General features: G+C 71.1%; 12 protein-coding genes and 2 tRNA genes. 6 read left to right on the top strand and 8 right to left on the bottom strand.

Annotated features, from left to right (window positions below; all coding sequences use genetic code 11):
* Nucleotides 1–23 precede the first annotated feature (23 nt).
* From OV090_RS46840 to OV090_RS46850, 3 genes are all read right to left on the bottom strand, one after another.
* Nucleotides 24–1,826 carry a 2-hydroxyglutaryl-CoA dehydratase gene (locus OV090_RS46840; protein WP_267711574.1) on the bottom strand — a complete coding sequence of 601 codons (1,803 nt, stop codon included), beginning with the start codon at nt 1,824–1,826 and terminating at the stop codon, nt 24–26.
* A gap of 807 nt (nt 1,827–2,633) precedes the next feature.
* A complete protein-coding gene (locus tag OV090_RS46845) occupies nt 2,634–3,911 on the bottom strand; it encodes a NifU family protein (RefSeq protein WP_267711575.1) in 1,278 nt (425 codons plus the stop codon).
* A gap of 47 nt (nt 3,912–3,958) precedes the next feature.
* Nucleotides 3,959–4,041: transfer RNA gene (locus OV090_RS46850), tRNA-Leu, on the bottom strand.
* Between the two features lie 25 nt (nt 4,042–4,066).
* Here OV090_RS46850 and OV090_RS46855 point away from each other — a divergent pair.
* Nucleotides 4,067–4,804: a hypothetical protein gene (locus tag OV090_RS46855; protein ID WP_267711576.1), complete on the top strand. Its 738-nt coding sequence runs from the start codon at nt 4,067–4,069 to the stop codon at nt 4,802–4,804.
* Nucleotides 4,805–4,912: 108 nt separating this feature from the next.
* On the opposite strand, the gene OV090_RS46860 is transcribed toward OV090_RS46855, so the two are convergent.
* Both OV090_RS46860 and OV090_RS46865 read right to left on the bottom strand, forming a co-directional pair.
* Entirely contained in the window at nt 4,913–6,331 is a 1,419-nt protein-coding gene (locus OV090_RS46860; RefSeq protein WP_267711577.1) for an FAD-binding oxidoreductase, read from the bottom strand.
* A gap of 127 nt (nt 6,332–6,458) precedes the next feature.
* Nucleotides 6,459–6,737: a hypothetical protein gene (locus OV090_RS46865; RefSeq protein WP_267711578.1), complete on the bottom strand. Its 279-nt coding sequence runs from the start codon at nt 6,735–6,737 to the stop codon at nt 6,459–6,461.
* 75 nt (nt 6,738–6,812) lie between these two features.
* Here OV090_RS46865 and OV090_RS46870 point away from each other — a divergent pair, with 75 nt between their 5' ends.
* The 3 genes from OV090_RS46870 (at nt 6,813) to OV090_RS46880 (ending at nt 9,896) form a co-directional block, all read left to right on the top strand.
* Entirely contained in the window at nt 6,813–7,727 is a 915-nt protein-coding gene (locus OV090_RS46870; protein ID WP_267711579.1) for a TatD family hydrolase, read from the top strand.
* A gap of 1 nt (nt 7,728) precedes the next feature.
* Nucleotides 7,729–9,333, top strand: coding sequence for a hypothetical protein (locus tag OV090_RS46875; RefSeq protein ID WP_267711580.1), 1,605 nt, complete (start codon nt 7,729–7,731; stop codon nt 9,331–9,333).
* A 140-nt stretch (nt 9,334–9,473) separates the two neighbouring features.
* Nucleotides 9,474–9,896 carry a VOC family protein gene (locus OV090_RS46880; protein WP_267711581.1) on the top strand — a complete coding sequence of 141 codons (423 nt, stop codon included), beginning with the start codon at nt 9,474–9,476 and terminating at the stop codon, nt 9,894–9,896.
* Nucleotides 9,897–9,900: 4 nt separating this feature from the next.
* Here the strand turns inward: OV090_RS46880 and OV090_RS46885 are convergent, their stop codons facing one another.
* A complete protein-coding gene (locus tag OV090_RS46885; protein WP_267711583.1) occupies nt 9,901–10,707 on the bottom strand; it encodes a PfkB family carbohydrate kinase in 807 nt (268 codons plus the stop codon).
* On the opposite strand from OV090_RS46885, the gene OV090_RS46890 reads away from it, so the two are divergent.
* Entirely contained in the window at nt 10,706–10,924 is a 219-nt protein-coding gene (locus OV090_RS46890; protein WP_267711584.1) for a DUF5818 domain-containing protein, read from the top strand. The genes OV090_RS46885 and OV090_RS46890 overlap by 2 nt on opposite strands.
* Before the next feature lie 204 nt (nt 10,925–11,128).
* Here the strand turns inward: OV090_RS46890 and OV090_RS46895 are convergent.
* Nucleotides 11,129–11,211 (bottom strand) — tRNA-Leu (locus OV090_RS46895).
* 110 nt (nt 11,212–11,321) lie between these two features.
* Nucleotides 11,322–14,363 (bottom strand): hypothetical protein, encoded by a 3,042-nt coding sequence (locus OV090_RS46900; protein ID WP_267711586.1) that lies wholly within the window; start codon nt 14,361–14,363, stop codon nt 11,322–11,324.
* A gap of 347 nt (nt 14,364–14,710) precedes the next feature.
* Between OV090_RS46900 and OV090_RS46905 the strand changes: the two genes are divergently transcribed.
* Entirely contained in the window at nt 14,711–16,309 is a 1,599-nt protein-coding gene (locus OV090_RS46905; RefSeq protein ID WP_267711588.1) for an adenylate/guanylate cyclase domain-containing protein, read from the top strand.
* The last annotated feature ends 140 nt before the right edge of the window (nt 16,310–16,449 follow it).

Below are 16,449 nucleotides of genomic sequence, written 5' to 3' on the forward strand. Positions count from 1 at the left end.
AGGACCTGGCGCGAGAGGCAGCCTCACTCGGCGGCGACGCGGTCCTGCTTGGGCTTGACGCCGTCGGCCTGCATGCGCTCGGCGACGTGCAGGGCGAAGTTGGCGCCGGTGCCGACCACGCGCGGGTTTTGCCGCGGGAACTGGTACATCGGCCGCTTCATCTCGGGGTGAGCGTCGACGTAGGCCTTGAGCTCCTCGAGGCTGTACGGGAGGCCGGAGAGGACCTCGGCGAACTCGCGCTTGGCCTTGGCCTTGGCCTCGCCGAGCGCCATCTGGACACGGCTGTGGGCGTTGATCTCGCCCTCGCCGGAGGTCTCGATGGGCAGGAAGATCATCTCCTTGTAGCGGTTGACGACCGCCGACTGAGCGCCGTCGGACTGGGTGCTGGGCATGCAGCCGAACGGCTTGAGGCTCAGCACCATGTGGGCGAGGCCCTTGTGCGAGTAGTAGATGTTCTTCGACACCTCGAGGTGGCCTTCGCCGCCCTCGGAGCGGGTGTGGTAGAAGCCGTGGCCCAGCCGCTCCATCTCGTCCATGTCGACGATCTCGTGGGCGATGTGGCCGAGCGCCTCGACCATGCGGCTGTACTCGCGGCGGAAGATGGTGTCGGCGACCTTGGCGATCGCCCGCTTCTTCATGTAGCCGACCTCGAGCTGGGCCCGCTTGCCGAGCTCGTACCACTTGACCTCGTCGGCCTTCTCGACGAGGCCGTGGCGGTCGCGCGCCTTGATCTTGGTCTGCCACAGCATGTACGCCAGCCAGGTGGCGATCGGCTCGGTGATGACCTCGGCGCCCTCGCTGTGGAGGAAGCGGAACATGTTGAAGTTGCCGTCGCCCTCGGTGGTCTGAGCCCAGAACTCGCCGGTGACCTTGACGATCGGCTTGGGCTGCAGGCGGTCGACCTCGACCTCGTCGAACTTGCGCGCGACGTGCCGCAGCGGCTCGATGTAGTCCTCGCTGGTCAGCAGGTCGAGGAACTTGACCGCCTGCTCGGCGATGTCGAACGCCTTGGAGTTCTTGCCCTTGAGCAGGTCGCCGACGGTGGTGCCCGCGAGCTCGGCCGGCTGCTTGCGCTTCATGACCCGGTACATGAACTCGAGCGACTCGCTCGCGGCCTTGTCGGTGGCGCCGGGGGTGGTCTCGTAGGCGCGGATGCAGTTGGCGACCTCGCTCAGGATGTCGCCGCAGTTGAACGCCGAGACCATGCCGGCGAAGAAGTCGAGGTTCATCTTCAAGCCGGCCTCGAGGTCGCCCTGCTTGAGCCCGCCCTTCTGCTGGAACAGCATGACGCGGAAGCCGTCGAACCCGGCGTTGCGCAGCGCCAGCCGGTACTCGGCCTCGTACATGCCGAAGCGGCACGGACCGCACGCGCCCGCGGTCAAGAACACGTGCGAGTCGATGATCTCCTGCACGCTCATGCCCTGCTTGTCGCGCAGGTGCTGCAGGTACTGCACGAGGTTGCCGACCGTGAAGTAGGTCGGGTTGCACTGGCCGTTGTTGCCGTACTCCTTGCCGAGCTGGAACGCGTCGACGTTCGGCGTCGGCACGACGGCGGTCTTGTAGCCCAGCGACTCGAACACGCCCTTCAGCAGGTGCTCGTGGCGGAAGGTCAGACCGCCGAACAGGAGCGTGGTGTGCGGCCGCTGCGGCGCCGTGAACGTGTGCTCGAACGGCTTCTTGAAGTGCATGTTGACGCCGCCGAAGCTCACGCCCTCCTCCTGGGCGAACTTCTGCTGCGCTTCATCGAGGAGCGACTTCACCTGCGGCTGCGAGAGGATCTTGAGCGAGGTGCGTTGCGAGGTCGGGGTCGTCGTCGTGGTCGCCATCTGGGTCCTGCCGGGCGGTAAAAGTTGGCTGACAGTGTCGTCAGTGACACAGGTGTCAGTCAACCGGGAAGAATCCTGCACACTTCCCAAATCCCGGCAAGAAAGCACACCACGGGGCGAAAGGACCCACGGGCCCGTCCCGAGCCGGGGTTTAATAACCCCTGACCACGGGGTGAGAATTGGGCGCTTTCGCGCGCGCGAAGGCGCGGTTCAGAACTGCATTCCTCGGGCGCCGGGAGGGGAATTCGGCGTGGCGAGCCGGTGCGGCCGAGCGACCGCGATCGCCATGAAGAGGATCGCCGTCCCGCGGCCGCGCGGCTCGCGACTCGAAGAGGAAAGAAGAGGGGAATGAGCCGATCTCGGTGACGGGCGCGTCACGACGGCTTGGGATGCGGGGGCGAGAGGAGCCGATCGCCGAACGGCGCAGCGGGGTTGAGTCTTGCGAGGCAGCGGCTCGCTCGTGGCGTCAGCGCCTCGCGTCGAGCTCGCGTCCTCTGCTGTGCGGCGAGGCGCGGGCGCCTGCTGTTCAGGTGCGACGCTCGGCCCCTCGCTTCTGCTGGGGCCTGCTCGCGCGACACGGGCTCCGGTCGCTGCGGACGCTCGCGAAAGGACGACGGGCAATGAGGCGAGGCGGAACGGACTTCGGTGCGCTCAGGAAGCGACGCCGAACAGCGCGGCTCGGCCTCACGCCACGGGGGCGCGTGACGTACGGGCGCCGCGGGAAGCGATGCCGAACAGCGCGGCTCGGCCTCACGCCACGGGTGCGCGCGACGTACGGCGCCGCGTCGCGCTCGTGTCGTGCTCGCGTTACGGCGCGAGCTGGGGCGAGCGGATGCCCTTGATTTGCGGGATCTGCTGCTTCAGCTTGCGCTCGATGCCCTGCTTCAGGGTCGCCTGCGAACTCGGGCAGGTGACGCAGTTGCCGGTCAGTCGCACGCCGACGGTGTCGGAGGTGACGTCGAGCAGCTCGATGTCGCCGCCGTCGGCCTGGACCAGCGGGCGGCAGGTCTCGAGCACTTCGCGGACGCGGGCGATCAGCGCCTCGCCCTCGAGCGGCTCGCTGTCGACCGCGGCGTTCGGGTCCTCGAGCAGGGCCTCGAACGGCGAGCGCTCGGGGTGGATCACCGGCAGCTTGACGGGCGGCTTCTTGGCGGGAGCGGCGGGGGTCGGCTCGTACGGCACCGTCGCGCCGCCGGCGGCCTTCCAGCCCTCGATGCCGCCGCGCAGGCTGACGACCGACTTGAAGCCGCGGCGGCCGAGGATCTCGGCGGCTTGCAGCGAGCGCCGGCCGGAGCGGCAGTAGGCGATCCACACGCCCTGCGGGTCGAGGTCGTCGACCTTCTCGAGCTCGCCGAGCGAGACGGTGCGCGCGCCGGCGAGGACGCCGGTCTGCGCCCACTCCGACGGCTCGCGCACGTCGAGCAGCAGGACCTTGCCGCCCTCGGCCAACCTGGCCTTGAGGGCAGCCGCGGTCAGCTCGCGGCCGTCGCCCTCGTCCTCGTCGTCGTCGCCCCCGACGATCGCCGCGACCACCGGCTCGGCCGTCGGGTCCGCGAGCAGCTGCTTGAGCTTGCCCGACTCGTGCAGCTCCCGCAGCTCGTCGAAGCCGCCGATGCACTGCTCGCGGATGAACACGTGCGGCGTGGTGCGGCGGCCGGTCTTGGTGCGGACCGCCGTGCGCAGGTCGTGGTTGTCGGTGTAGTCGATCGTCTTGGCGAGCAGGTTCTGCTCGCGCACCAAGTCGAGCGCGGCGCGGCAGTAGGGGCAGCCGCGCTTGTAGTAGATCACGAGGACCGGCTCGGCCGGCTTGGCGTCGGCGGCCTTCTCGGGCTTGACGATGCCGCGGTCCTGCTGCCACTTGCGCAGCTTGTCGCGGTCGGTCTGCCACATCGGCTGGTCGGGCGTGCCGCCGTCCCAGCCGGGGATCTCGAGGCGGATGTCGATGCGATCGAGGCCGACGATCCCACGCACGCGATCGAGGCCGGCGGCGGCCATGCGCACCGGCGCGTGCTCCGAGGTCTTGCCGCGCTCGACGACGCGGTCCAGGGTGTGCACGGTGATGCGCTTGAGGAGCGTGCCGATCACGATGGGACGCCTTAGCCGGCGGGACCGGCGGCGTCAAGTCGGGCAATTGCGAGCCGTCGGACTCGAACCGACACACCCGGCGGGTACTGGAACCTAAATCCAGCGCGTCTACCAATTTCGCCAGGCTCGCGCGGAACAGAGCGTATCATCCCGCTGTGACGTCGCTCCAGAGGGTTTACACGTGGGCGTGTGGATTCGCGGTGATCGGCTGTTCGCAGCCGACCGGGCCGCAGAGGGCGGAGCCCGAGGTCAAGGCGGAGGTCAGGACCGAGGCCAAGGCCGCGGAGCCGGCCAAGTCGCCGGAGGTCAAGGCCGCGGCGCCGACGACCTTCGGCAAGGTCCGCAGCGACGTGAGCCTGCCGCTGCCGGCCCTGCTCGGCCAGCCGGTCGCCTCGGTCGAAGCCAACTTCGGCGAACACCAGGGCAAGGGCATGGCCCGCTCGACGTGCGTCCGCTTCGCGCCGGAGCGGACCTTTTTCCGCTGCAGCTTCGCGCTCCAGCGCTACGCCGACAAGGGCGACGAGTGGGCGGGGATCCGCGTCGAGTACGAGGACGGGATCGCGGCCTCGATCGGCTTTGACGGTTTTAAAAAGGGAGCCGGCCCGTTCGACCCCAAGGCGCTGCTGGCGGCCGTGGGGCTCGAGCTGCCGGACGAGCCCCGCACCGACGCGCCGGCCGCCGGGGTGCGGCGATGGGCGTGGTTCAACGACCGCGCGCGCCTCAAGATCGGCGAACACCAGTATCGGGTCGAGATCTCCGTGGTCGGCGACGACTGGGCCCGCAGCCGCATCGACGTGCTGCTCAACGAGCCGCTCTCGCCCGAACAGCAGGCCAAGATCGTCGAGCCCGGCGCGGGCAAGCCGGAGCTCAGCGAGCCGCCGCCGGGGCAGTGAGCGGGCGAGCCCCTCGCGCTCGCGCTCCGTTGCTCAAAACCTCAGGACATGTCGCTCAGAACATGTCCCGAGGAGCATGCTCTTCAGAGCATGCTCCTTTGCACATGCTCAGAAGATCTTGCCGGGGTTGAGCAGGCCGGCGGGGTCGAGGACCGACTTGATCCCGCGCATCAGCGCGACCTCGGTGGGGTTGCGGCTGTAGTGCAGGTGGTCGCGCTTGAGCAGGCCGACGCCGTGCTCGGCGGAGATGCTGCCGTCGTGGGCCTGGACGAGGGCGTAGAGCTCGTCGTCGAAGGCGTGGACGCGGTCCAGGAACTCGGGCAGGCCCACGGCGTCGGGGCGCAGCAGGTTGAGGTGGAGGTTGCCGTCGCCGACGTGGCCGAAGCACAGCGCCTCGATGCCGGGCAGGCGCTCGGCGACGAGGGGACGCCAGGCGGCCAGGAACTCGGCGACGCGGGCGACCGGCAGGGCGATGTCGGCCTTGTGCGGGGTGTGGCGGTGGAGCGACTCGCTGATGTCCTCGCGGTAGGCCCACAGCGCGCGGGCCTGGGCCTGCGTCGCGGCCAGCACCGCGTCGGCGACCTCGCCGGCGTCGACCGCCTCGCCGAGGCAGGCGCCGAGCTCGTCGCGAGTGTGCTCGAGCGCCGCCGCCCCGGGCACCGGCACCTCGACCTCGACCAGCACGTAGCGCGCGGCCGCCTCGGCGAACGGCGGATCGCCCTTGCGGTGGGCGAGGACGTGGCCCAGGCAGCCGTGGTCGAGGAACTCGAAGGCCGACAGCGTCAGGCTGCTGCACCGCAGGCGGGCGAACAGCGCCAGGACCTCGGCGTCGGACGGCACGGCGCACAGCGCGACGAGGCTGTCGGCCGGCGGCCGCGCCAGCTTGAGGGTGACCTCGACGATCACCCCGAGAGTGCCCTCGCTGCCGATGAACAGCTGCCGCAGGTCGTAACCGGTGTTGTTCTTGACCAGGGCCCCGCCGAGCACGAGCAGCTCGCCGCTGGCGAGGACGACCTTGAGGCCGAGCACCCAGTCGCGGGTGAGGCCGTAACGCAGCACCTTCACCCCCCCGGCGTTGGTCGCCAGGCTGCCGCCGATCTGGGCGCTGCCCTTGGCGGCGTAGTCGACGGGATAAAGGAGGCCGGCGGCGGCCGCCGCGTCCTGCACGGCCTGGAGGGTCGCCCCGGCCTCGCAGCGCAGCGTGCGGGCCGCCGGGTCGACCTCGAGGATCCGGTGCATCCGCTCGAGCGACAGGACGACCTCGCCGCGGGTGGCGGTGGCTGCCCCCGCGAGGCCGGTGCGGCCGCCCGAGGGGACGATCGGAACGCCGTGAGCGGCACACGCGCGGACGACCGCCTGGACGTCGGCCGCCGAGCGCGGAAACACGATGAACGACGGCTGCACCGGCCAACCGCCGCGGCATCGGTCGGCGCCGTAGTAGCCGAGGTCGGCCGGATCGTCGCTCAGGCGCTCGGCGCCGAGGGCCGCGATCAAGGCCGCGCGGAGGTCTTGGAGGTCGGGGACCATGGCGTGCGAGGGTAACCCAAAGGCGCGAGCGCGCCCGCTTGCCGCGGACGCGCTCGACACAGCTTCCCGGTTACCAGCGTTAGGCCGCCCCCGAACGATGTTCTTCGCCCGGGAAGCGGCCTTGGTGCTAGAGCGCCGGGAGGGCGTTGGCCGGCAGGCGCATGAGCTGGCGGACCATGCGGACCACCGACTTCACGACCGGGTGGCCCTTGATGAAGACGACGCCCACCACGTGCTTCTCGTCGCCGGCGACCAGGATCGCGTGCTCGCCGACGAGGATGCGAACAGCGGTTTCGCCCGCCACCTGCCGCAGCTTCACCGCTTCGAGCACGATGGGCTTCCAGCGCTCCTCGCCGACCCACGCCGCGTCGCCCGCCTGCGACTGCTCCGCGGTTTGGTCCAACACGGCCACGATACCGTCGTGGCGAAGAACGCGCTCAATTCGTGTCGATGACATGGACTTCCCTGTTTTCTGGCCCAATTGGGCCCGTACGTCGCAAACTGGGGGGGTCGCGTTACGGGCTTTGGGTTTTACAAAAAGCCCCCAGGTGCGTCAAATCCGCAAGACCGTATCCTCGGCATTTACCGTATGAATTTAATCGACACCCACGCGCACATCGACATGCCGCGCTTCGGCGATCGTGCGGAACGTCGATTTGCCGCTGTTCGGGCCGCTGCCGCGGGAATTTCGGCAATCGTGATCCCCGGTGTCGAACCGGAATCTTGGGCCGACCTGCTCGAGACCGCGGCGGACCTGCGCGAAATTGCGCCGACCGTGCGCTTTCACACCGCCCTGGGGATCCACCCGCAAGTCCTCCCGGAGCTCGACCCCGCGCATGATTCCGCGGTCCTGACCGCATTAAGCGACCAAATTCGCGCCGCGCCGGCCGGGCTGGTGGCGATCGGCGAGTGTGGCCTCGACTTCGGGGTTGGAGTGCCGCGCGAGCGGCAGGTCGCGGTGCTGCGGGCCCACTTCGCGCTGGCGCGAGCGACCGGGCTTCCGTTGCTGCTGCACTGTTTGAAGGCCCACGCGGCCATGCTCGAGCTGCTGGACGAGCAGCCGTTGCCGCCGTCGATCCTGCACAGCTACTCGGGCAGCGCCGAGATGGTGCCGGCGTACTGTCGCGGCGGTCACGCGATCTCGTTCGCCGGGGCCATCACGTTGCCGGGCGCCCGGCGGCCGGTGCTGGCCGCCCGCGCCGTCGCGGCCGACCGGCTGCTGCTCGAGACCGACTCGCCCGACCAGACCCCGGCGTCGCGTCGGCCGGCCCGCAACGAGCCGGCGTTCCTCGAAGACATCGCTCGCGCCGTCGCCGCGGCCCGCGGTGAGCCGCTCGAGCTGGTGGCCGCGACGACCACCGCCAACGCGCGCCGCCTGTTGCGGCTCGCCGCCTGACATGATGCGAATCTGCCGTCTGATCACCGTTCTGGCGCTCGGTACAGGCCTGCTCGGCTGCGGCGCCCCGCCGCCCACGCCGGCCCCGGCCGCCGGGGTCCCGCCCCCCCCGCCGCCCGTGGTCGCCACGCCCGAGCCCGAGCGCGTGCCGCCGCCGCCGGAGAAGCTGGTGGTCTCGCACCCGCGCGAGCTGGCGGAGCTCGACCTCGGTCGGCTGGTGTCTCTCGACCTCGCGCTGTCGCCGGAGGACCGACGCGAGCGGGCCAGCCAGCTGCGCGACGACCTCGATTACGACCACGCCTGCGCGGAGCTCGACCTGACCCGCCTGGCCGAGCGCACCCCGGCGCTGCGGACGCTGCGGATCTCCGGCTGCCTCGACGCGGTCCACGCGGGCCTCGGCGCGCTCGTCGGGGTCGAGAGCCTCGAGCTCGCGGACGTCACGCTCGACGGCGTGGTGATGGGCCGGATCGCCAGCCTGCCGCGGCTGCGCGACCTGACCCTGGCGCGGGTGACTCAGGGCGCCGAGCCGGTGGCCTTGCTGGCGCGCGCGCGGCTCGAGTCGCTCGTGCTCCGCGACCTCGCCACCGACTCGGGGCTGGCGGCGATCGCCGGCGACGTCGCCGGGCTGCAGGCGCTCACCCTCGAGGGCCAGTGGGCCGGGCACGACGCGCTGCTCGAGGTCGCCGACGCGACCGCGCTGCGCGACGTCAAGCTGCTCGACACCCGCGCCGGCAACTTCTCGCTGCATCAGCTCAAGCCGCTGACGGGGCTGTCGCGGCTGACGCTGCGCGGCCCCGGCTTCAACGACTACAGCCCGCTGTACGTGCGCGACCTGCCGCTGACCGAGTTCACGTGCGCCTGCCCGAACCTCGGCGACAAGGGCCTGCGCGCGCTGGGCCGTCAGCCCGGGCTGCGGCGGCTGGTGCTGCCGCAGTCGCGGATCACCGGCGCGGGGCTCGAGGAGCTGGCGAAGCTCGGCCTGCAGTCGATCGAGATCCGCGGCCGCGACCTCGGGCCCGACGGGCTGCTCGCGCTGAGCCGCCTGCCCGACCTGCGGACCCTCGTGCTCGGGCTGGCGCCGCCGCTGACGCTGGCCGACCCGACGATGCAGCACCTCGGCGAGCTCGCCGGCCTGCGCACGCTCGTGCTCGACATCCCGAGCCTCGGCGACCGCGTCGCCGACGAGCTCGGCGAGCTCATCGGATTGGTCGAGCTCGACCTCGGGCGCACGCAGATCTCCGACAACGGGCTGCGCGCGCTCGCGGGGATGCACGGGCTCAAGGTGCTGCGGCTGCATCACACCAAGGTGACGCACCGCGGGCTCGCCCACCTGGCCGGGCTGACGCAGCTCGAGGTGCTCGAGCTCGACCACACCGACGTCGTCGACGGCGGCGTGGCCCACCTCAAGGACCTGACCGCCCTGCGGGTGCTGCGGCTCGACGCGACCCTCATCACCGACCAGTCGCTGCAGTACCTGCGCGGCATGGACAAGCTCGAGCAGCTCAACCTCGCCGACACGGTCGTCACCGCCGACGGCGCGGCGACGCTGCTGGCGCTGCCGTCACTGCGCTCGGTCAACCTCGCCCGCACGCGCGCGAGCGACTGAAGACCGCGGCGAGGTCCGAGCTGTCTCCGAGGACAGGAGACATCCGAGGGTGGCCAAGCCGCGCAGATGCGGTAGCCTCCTCGAGGCTCGCGTCGCGCCGGCTTCCCTCGCCGCCTGACGCTTTTCAAAAAGAGGCAACGATGCAGTTCAGTCTGATCGGCGTGGTGGTGGCGGCGGAGAACCCGACCCGGAGCGCGCAGTGGTTCGTCGCGCACTTCGGGTTCGAGCTGGGCATCGACATCGGCTGGTACGTCAACCTCCAGCACCCCGGCCACGCCAACGTCAGCCTCGACTTCGTCCAGCGCGACCACGAGTCCTGGCCGATCGCGACGCGGGGCAAGCCCGTGGCAGGCTCGCTGCTGGCCTTCCTGGTCGCGGACGTCGACGCCGAGCACGAGCGGCTGCGCCGCGCGGGTCTCGAGATCGTCCTGCCGCTGGTCACCGAGCCGTGGGGTCAGCGGCGGTTCCAGGTGGCGGCGCCGGACGGCCTCTTCGTCGAGGTGCTGCAGAGCGTCGCGCCCGACCCGGCGTGGCTCGCCGCCAACGGCCTGGCCGCGAGCTGAGGCCTCACGCCAGCGGCGGCGCGCGCTCGGGCAGGTGGACGCGGCCGTCGACGCCGGGCACGCAGCGGGTGCGGGCGACGTCGAGCCAGGCCACCGCGGCGCTGATGCACGCCAGCATGTGGCGGCCCTGCGCCAGGCCGCAGGCGATCGCCGTCGCCAGGGCGCAGCCGGTGCCGCGCGGGTCGGGGCCGGCGACGCGCGGCCGCTCGAACACGTGGACCTGTCCCGGGAGACAGACGATGTCGCGGACCCGCTGCTCGTCGACCACCGCGCTTTTGAGCAGGACCCCGGCGCGACCGAGCGCGTCGGCGGTGCGCTGGACCAGCTCGGGGTCGTCCTCGGTCGAGCCGGTGAGCACGGCCGCCTCGCGCCGGTTGGGTGTGACGAGCCATGTCTCTTCGGACATGTCCCGAAGGCAATCTCGCAAGATGTCCGCGCTGGCCCCGAGGTCACCGCCGTCGGAGGCCGCGAGCACCGGGTCGACGACCACCGGCACGCGGTGAGACGCGACCTCGCCGAGAACCGCCTCGACCAGTTCTCCCGGCAGCAGGCCGATCTTGATCGCGCGCGGCGGCGGCATCGTCCGCAGCTCGCGGACGACCGCGCTCACCGAGCGCGGCTCGGCAGTCGCAGGTCGGCCGTGGCCCTGGCGCGTCCACGCCGTGATCAGGCGCGCCACCGGGACGCTCGGGGCGCACGCGGCGGCCGTGAAGCTGTCGCGCAGCAGGCCGGCCCCGCCGGTCGGATCGAGCCCGGCGAGCAGCCACAGCGCGGTGGCGTGGCTTGAAGTCTCGGGTACACTGCGGACCATGGCGACCTTCACCGGGACCGTGCGGAAGAACGACCTCGAGGGCGGCTTTCACGAGCTCGTCACCGACAAGGGCGATGTGTACCGCCTGAGCAAGTGCTCCGTGAAGGCTGGGGCGCGGGTGAAGGTCGAGGGCAACGTGGAGTCCGGGGGTTTTGGGATCCACATGTCCGGCCCGAGCATCGCGGTCAAGAGCATCGAGGTCCTCGGCCAGTCCTGACCCCGCCCGGCGCTCTCACCAGCGCATCAGGCCGTCGCCGACAGGTCGCCCGCCCCGCGCTGGCAGCCCGTCGGGACATCGTTTTGTGGCGAGACCGTGCGGCCCGAGCGAAGGCCCCCTGCCTGCGCGGCGGGCCTCGAAACTTCAGGCGACCAAAGACGAAGGCCCTGTCACCGGGTGGTGACAGGGCCTTCAGCCTTCTAGTGCGAGGAAAGGGACTCGAACCCCCACGTCCTAGGGACACACGGACCTGAACCGTGCGCGTCTACCAATTTCGCCATCCTCGCGGCGGGCGTGGAACCTAGGATAACCCGGGTCTGGCGTCAAGCACTTTCGCGAAGATCGAGGTCGAAAGCTCCCGGACTCTGGGCGCCTTCTGCGCGAGCCGGCTCCGGCGCTACGAGGACTTGTCGCCCTGCGCCTTGCCGGACTCGGCGACAGGCAGGGGCCCGGTCTTGCCGTCTTCGGCCGCCTGGTCGGGACGGACGGCCAGGAGCGCCTGCAGCTCCGGCTCCATCTCGCCGTCGGCGGGCCAGGCCTCGTCCTCCAGCACCTCGATGACGATCCGCTGGGTCGTCATCTCGCTGGCGCGGGGGGCGCTCGAACGCTTGTCGTCGTCGAGCTCGCCCCACTCGGTGTCGATCGAGAACACCTCGTCCTCGTCGTCCTCGTCGGGCACGACCACCACCCGCGTGTGCGACGCATCCATGTCGTCGTCGGAGTCGGCGTCGACGTCGGACGGCAGCCGGAACACCGGGCTGGAGACCTCCGCGCTGCCGAGCGAGCCTATGTCGAAGTCGCCGGAGTCCCCCGCCGAGCCGCCCGCCAGGCGCGCCGCCAGGCTGACCGGCTCGGACTCGTCGTCGAGGTCGATGCCCGCCAGCGGATCGGGGTCGCCGGGGTAGCGGCGGATCGCCGGCGCCACGATCGAGTCCTCCGGGTCGGGCTCGGGCTCGTCGACGTTCACGTCGAAGCTGCCGCTGGTGTCGGGCCCGTCGATGATCGTCGCCGGCGCCAGCGACACGCGAGCCAGGCGGGCGCGCTCGCTGTCGAGGAGGCGCTCGAGCTCGGCGATCTTCGCCTGCGCCTCGACCAGCAGGTTGCGCGTGACGTCGAGCTCGTCCGCGAGGTCCTCGTACTGTTCCTTCTGCTTCTCGAGCTGGGCGAGACCGGCGGCCAACCGCGCCGCGGAGCGGTCGGTGGCGTCGTTCATCTCCCAGATCTTCTGCTCCGCGGTGTCGAGCTGGAACAGCATGTATTCCATCTCCTCGGCGCGGATGCCGGCCTCGAGGCGAGAGCGGCGCAGGCGGGCCCGTTCGTGCTCGACGATCCGCTGATGCTCGGCCTCGCTGCGGGCCAGCGCCTCGGCGTGTTCGGCGGCCTGGTCGGCCAGCTCGCCGCGCAAGGTCAGGATCTCGGCGCGCGCGGCGTCCGACAGCGGACCCGAGGCCTGGCCCATGCGGCTCGCCCCGAGCGACACGATCTGCTGCAGCTGATCGATGGCCTGATGCTTGGCCTCGAGCTCGCGGCGCAGGCGGAACAGCTCGACCTCGGCGCCCTGCTTGGCCCCGGCGAGCGCCTCCATGTCCTGCCGCTGGCGACGCAGGCGGGCCCGCAGGTGCTCCTGTTCGGCCACGCCCTCCTCGAGCCGGCGCTGCAATTCGGCCGCCTCGTCCTCGCGCTCGATGGTCTTGCGCTGCTGGTCGCGCAGGCGCTCCTGCAGGCTCGGGACGGTCTCCTCGAGGCGCTGGATGTGGACCTGCAAGACCGCCAGCTCGCCGCGCAGCTGGGCCGCGAGCGTGGCGTGATCTTCGACCGAGCGCCGCAGCTCGCGGACCGTGCGGGTCGCGTCGGCCAGCTCGCGGTCGCGTCGGCGGACGATGTCGGCGGCGGCGCGCTCGCGGGCTCGCAGCTGGTCGCGCTGGGCAGTGACCTTCTCGAGCTCGAGCTGCCGCGCCGCGCTGTCGGCCGGCGTCGCCGCCCCGCCGCCCCCGCCAGCCTCCGCGCGCGTGCGCAGCCGCTGCTCTTGCGTGTTGTAGAGGCCTTGCAGCTCGGCGTGGTCGACCTCGAGCTTGCGCAGCTCGTGGCCGAGGCGCTCGAGCTCCTGCACGCGGTCCTGCTCGATCGCCCGGCTGCGCTCGACCTGCTCGCGCAGGCGATCGACGTCCGTCACCAGGCGCACGTTCTCGAGGTGCTCGCGGCGGATCTCCTCTTCTTGCTGCAGCACCCGCGTCTCGAGCTCTTGCAGCTCGCCGGTGCGGCGCGCCAGCTCCTCGCGCAAGCGGTTGCGATCGATCGCGGCGTCGGCGGTGGCCCGGCCGCTCTCCGGGGCGGCGAGCGGCGCGACCTCGTCGACCAGCTCGTGGGTGGCGACCGCGTTGTCGGCGTCGGGCCGGCGCATCAGCATCGCCAGCGAGTGCATGCGGCTGTCCTCTTGGACATGTTGCAGCGACTCGAGGCGCTGACGCGCGGCGTGCAGCTCGGCGTCGGTGCGGGCCTTCTCCTCGCGCGTGCGGTCGAGTTCGCCGGCGAGCTTGACCGCGTGCCCCAGCAGGCTCTCGCGCTCGGCCGAGAAGTTGTTGACGATCTCCCGCAGGCGCTCGAGCTCCGCGAGCGTGCCCGGGTCGACCTGGACGGCCTCCGGCACTTCCGGCTCGAGCGCCGCGGCCGCCGGCTCCGGCTCGGGGATCGGCGACGGCGCCGAGATCTCGTGGGCGCGCGGCTGCGGCACGCCGCCGAGCAGGGCCGACGCGGACTCGGCGGCGAACAGCGCGACGAGGTCGAAGTCGGTGTTCTCGGCCGGTTCGGGCTGCGGTGCGGGCTCCGGCTCGGGCGGCAGCGGCAGCGGCGACGCGACCGTCACCTCGACCACTTCGATCGTCGGGGTGAGCGGCGCGACCGGACCGGTCGGCACGATGATGCACTCGCGCAGCCGGGCCTCGAGCTCCGACTGCGAGGCGATCAGGAGGTAGCGCTGGATCGGCAGCGGCTCGTCGAGCAGGCCCTCGCGCAGGACCGGCACCAGCGCCTCGCCGGGGGCGGTGGGCAGGAGCGGCGCGACGCTCACGCCCTGCCACTCGAGCTGGGCGAAGGCGCCGACGTGGGCGAAGACGCCGCGGAGATCGTCCTCGACTTCCCAGAGGTGATCCGGGTCGGGTTCGACGGCGAGGGCGAGGATGCCACCGTCCCGTAACACTCGCTTCGCCTCGAGGATGAGCGCGTGGCGGGCGGTCGGGTCGTGGGAGACGCCGCCTTCGATGCACGTCACGGCGTCGAGGCTGCGGTCTCGCAGCGGCAGGCGCGACAGCTCCAGCGGGCCCGACCACACCTCCAGACCGGGCTCGGCCGGGCAATCGCCGCCCAGCACCAGCACCCGCGCGACCCCGGCTGCCGCGAGCCGCCGCGGTCCTTCCGGCCCCCCGGGGAGCACGACGGCCACGCGCTTTTGGAGCAGCCAACGCTCCAAAGCTACATATGCGGGCAGGTGGTACACGAGGAGGGGACTTTGGCCCCGGCATCATACTGCAAGGGCCGTCGCTTTCCCCCCAGAGAGAGCGATGGCGCAAACGCGCGCGGCGGTCCGCACGCGGGCCGCAGGGGCCCCGTCCGCGGATGAACTCGAGGCCAGCCGGGGGCCGCGAGGGGGTCGGCGCCGCGAGAGGCGGCGGTGCGGACGCGGCCTGGGATCCACCTGCCGGGCCCATGGCGGTCGATCGTCCGGCTCGCAGCGAGATGTCGAGGGCGGTTGATCCGCGGATTTACCTGCCCTACGATGCGGAATCGTCGATGGCGGCCAAGCTCATCCTCATCGGGGGGGACCACCCGACTGAGCACATCCTCACGTCGTTCAACACCCTCGGGCGCCATCCCGACAACTCGATCCAGGTGCTGGATCGGATCGTCTCGAAGGAGCACAGCCGGATCACTCTCGGCCCCGACGGCCGCTACGTGGTCCGCGATGTCGGGAGCCTCAACGGCACCTTCGTCAACGGCGAACGCGTCACCGAGCGAGTGTTGAAGTCGGGCGATCAGATCTCGCTCGGCAACACGACCTACCGCTTCACCGAGGACCCGCCGCGCAACCAGCCCCCGGTCCTCAACAAGGTCACCATGACGCCGGACCAGGTGCAGAGCCAGGTCCAGAGCTCGGTGTCCGCCAGCTCGCGCTTCTTGCCCGCGTCCGACATCAAGGACGTCGCCACCCTGCGCGCCGACTACGAGAAGCTGCGGATCGCCCACGAGCTGTCGCAGCGGCTGTCGATCGACGCCGAGCTCGACACGCTGCTGCAGAAGATCGTCGACGAGGCGTTCCAGCTGATCCGCGCCGACCGTGCGGTCATCCTGCTCGTCGATCCCGAGACCGACGACTTCGTGCCGCGCTACGTCCGGCAGAAGCGCGACGAGGAGATCCGTCTGTCGCGCAGCATCCTCGACGAGGTCCGGCTCAAGAAGCGCGCCGTGCTGTCGTCGGACGCGATGGTCGACGAGCGGTTCAAGGCGGCCAAGAGCATCATCATGCAGGGCATCCGCTCGACGATGTGCGTGCCGCTGCTCTACAACGACAAGCTGCTCGGCGCGATGCACATGGACTCGATGCTGGCGACCGGCGCGTTCAACGAGCGCGACCTGCTGCTGTTCTCGGGCATCGCCACGCAGGCGGCGGTCGCCATCGAGAACAACCTGCTGGCGCAGAAGATCGAGCACGAGGCGTCGAAGCGGGCCCAGTTCCAGCGCCTCTTGTCGCCGAACCTGGTCGACCAGATCGTCTCCGGGCAGCTCACGCTCAACCAGGGCGGGTCGCGGCGCGAGGTGACGATGCTGTTCGCCGACATCCGCGGGTTCACCGGGATGAGCGAGCGTCACCCGCCCGAGGAGATGGTGGCGACGCTCAACGAGTACTTCGAGGTCATGGTCGACGTGCTGTTCCGCCACGGCGGCACGCTCGACAAGTACGTCGGCGACGAGATCATCGGCCTGTTCGGCGCGCCCGTGGAGCTGCCCGACGCGCCGCTGCGCTCGGCCCGCTGCGCGCTCGACATGATGCGCGCGCTCGAGGAGTTCAACCGCCTGCGCGCCGACCAGGGCCGCGAGAAGATCAACATCGGCATCGGGGTCAACACCGGCCTGTGCATCGCCGGCGCGATCGGCTCGTCGCGCACGCTGCAGTACACCGTCATCGGCGACGCGGTGAACATCGCCGCCCGCCTGTGCAGCCTGGCCAAGCCCGGCGAGATCATCATCTCCGAGTCGACCCTGCAGCTGTCCGGCCCGCACGTGATCGTCGAGCCGCGCCAGACCGTGAAGGTCCGCGGCCGCAACGAGCCGCTCAAGATCTACGCGGTCCAGGGCATCCGCGACACCGCGCCGCCCGCCAGCCGCAGCTGAGCGAGCCGCAGTCACGGCGACCCGTCGGCGAGACGGCGCCGTGCTCGTCGCGCGGGTGTCGAGGCTCTGCCGAGACCTGAGGCAGTGACGCCTCGGCGAGCGCCGTCGCTAGCGCCGACAACGGCGGCCACCCTCCCCTC

Source organism: Nannocystis sp. RBIL2 (assembly GCF_026626745.1).
Lineage (GTDB): Bacteria > Myxococcota_A > Polyangia > Nannocystales > Nannocystaceae > Nannocystis.